Genomic DNA, 1,536 nt, shown 5'->3' with positions numbered 1-1,536 from the left:
GCTTGCTTACCTGGGAGCTGACCTGGGGTGTCCTCTGGCTGATCCTTCGCGCCGGCTATGTCTGGGCCGCAATCGTTATGGCCGGTGCGACGCTGCTTACCGCCGCCGACGTTGCCCCCTCGGTCGAGTCGCGCTTCCTTCCCTTCACCGTGTTGTCCCTGTTGCTTGTGCTCTGGCATACCTGGTCCGGGCGGCTGGGGTGGATCGGCCCCCTCGAGACCGCCGCTCCCCGCCGGATCCGTCGGCCTCGGCCCGACCGCTGCTGTGAGCTGGAGCACAGCCTGCGTCAGGCCGGGTGCCCGGTCGTCCGGAAGCGCGCGATCAGGCCGTACACCTCGCAGCCGAGGCAGAAGCCGAAGGCGGCGTTGAGGAACGCGGCGAGCAGCGCGAACGCCGTCGCGACGATCCCCAGCGCGGCGAGGCCGGACAGGTAGCCCGCCGCGGCGACCGCGGTGAAGACGAGCCCGACGGTCTGCGAGAAGCGGACGGGGGCGGCGTCCTCGGTGTCGGCGGGCGGGCCCAGGCGCGGCGCGACCGCGGTGCGGAAGAGGGCGCCGTAGGGCGAGAAGCGCATCCCGAACAGGGCCGGGAGCGCGAACACGATCGCCTGGGCGAGGACCAGCCAGCCGCTGCCGGTGATCAGGACGAGGGCGAGGACGACGGTCGTGACGGTCGCGGCGAAGCGCACACCGCGGGGATCGAGCTGCATGGCGGAGGTTCCTCAGGGAGTCGGGGCGCGACGGGGGTCAGCGGCCCGGACAGAGGTCGGCGGCGAGGCGGCCGTGGTCCACGGCGCGCCTGCGGGTCAGCACGAACCGGATCATCGGTGGTCGACGAGCTCGGTGTCCAGCGCGTCGAGCAGCTCCTGACGACGGGGCACGCCCGAGACGCGGAGCAGCTCGCGGCCGTCGCGGGCGAACGCGATCGTCGTCGGGGTCCGCATGACGTGCAGCCGGGCGGCGACCTCGGGCTCGTCCGCGATGTCGACCTCGACGTGGCGCAGGCCCGGCCGCTCGGCCAGTGCGGTGAGCTGAACCGCGGTCTGGCGGCACGGCGTGCAGATCGGGGAGGAGAGCTGCAGGAGCAGCACGCGGTCGTCGGGGTCCGGGGTCACGTGCGCGAGGGCCCATCCGGACGTGTCCGACGTGTCCACTGACGCCGAGGCCCGCACCCGACCGGCGCGTCGCTGCACGACGAGGCCGACCACGGTCGCGACGGCGAGCACCACGACGAGGACGATCACTCCGGTCACGGACACGTAGCGGCCAACCCGAGCTGCCCGGTCGATGTTCCCCGACCCCGGTCGGCCGGCGCGCAGGTGCGCTCACCTACACTCGACCCCACTGCCGCCTTAGCTCAGTCGGCCAGAGCAACGCACTCGTAATGCGTAGGTCGTCGGTTCGATTCCGACAGGCGGCTCCGCAGGTCAGGGCCGGTTCGGAACATTCCGAGCCGGCCCTTCTGCTGCGCGGCGTGGAGCGGGCTCCCCGTCGCGGCGGCTCGGTTCGGGGTCCCGCCCCCCGCCTTCGCTGTACC

Annotated in this window: 2 protein-coding genes and 1 tRNA gene; 1 reads left to right on the top strand and 2 read right to left on the bottom strand. The window is 72.7% G+C overall.

All coding sequences use genetic code 11. The features are described 5' to 3' along the window. Positions 1–286: 286 nt before the first annotated feature. A complete protein-coding gene (locus AC0CYZ_RS30855) occupies positions 287–709 on the bottom strand; it encodes a DUF4395 domain-containing protein (RefSeq protein ID WP_472221937.1) in 423 nt (140 codons plus the stop codon). A 111-nt stretch (positions 710–820) separates the two neighbouring features. Continuing rightward, on the bottom strand, positions 821–1,252 hold the full coding sequence (locus tag AC0CYZ_RS30850) for a thioredoxin family protein (protein ID WP_472221935.1): 432 nt from the start codon (positions 1,250–1,252) through the stop codon (positions 821–823). Positions 1,253–1,345: 93 nt separating this feature from the next. On the opposite strand from AC0CYZ_RS30850, the gene AC0CYZ_RS30845 reads away from it, so the two are divergent. Then, a tRNA-Thr gene (locus AC0CYZ_RS30845) sits at positions 1,346–1,419 on the top strand. Positions 1,420–1,536 lie beyond the last annotated feature (117 nt).

Source organism: Actinomycetospora sp., from assembly GCF_055612215.1.
This window is presented reverse-complemented; position numbering and strand designations above follow the sequence as displayed.

Coding starts and splice junctions, on each gene's coding strand:
- AC0CYZ_RS30855 (WP_472221937.1), bottom strand. CDS start 709: ATGCAGCTCGATCCCCGCGGTGTGCGCTTCGCCGCGACCGTCACGACC.